Origin of the sequence: Nonlabens antarcticus (assembly GCF_015356755.1) — a bacterium.
In the GTDB taxonomy this organism is placed as follows: Bacteria; Bacteroidota; Bacteroidia; order Flavobacteriales; family Flavobacteriaceae; genus Nonlabens; species Nonlabens antarcticus.
In genome coordinates this window covers 1-295 of the sequence record NZ_JADFCO010000038.1, presented here as the reverse complement: position 1 = coordinate 295, position 295 = coordinate 1, and the positions used below count along the sequence as shown (strand labels likewise).

1 protein-coding gene is annotated in these 295 nt (G+C 49.8%); it reads right to left on the bottom strand.

The annotated features are described in order from the left end of the window. The coding region (locus tag IQ282_RS00140; RefSeq protein ID WP_228547159.1) for a DUF7507 domain-containing protein at positions 1 to 295 on the bottom strand (295 nt) is incomplete at both ends.

The following is a 295-nucleotide window of genomic DNA, read 5'->3' as shown; positions in this document are numbered from 1 at the left end:
TCGTCTCACCCAACTGGGCAAACCCATCTCCGTTCTCATCGTTGAAGACAGACTCCTTCAATAAGGAGATATCACTATCGTCAGGAAGAGTCGTATCGGTCGGATCATCTGGGTCACCATCTCCATCCGGATCTTCATTTTCGAGATCATTAGGGTCGTCAGAGTCATCCGTTACATCGTCACCATCTGGGGAAGTTCCCGTAGCTAACGCTTGGTTCCTTACCGTTCCCGCATCTATGTCAGACTGCTGGATCGTGTAGGTTCCCGTAAACGTAGTACTGTCTACTCCACTTGG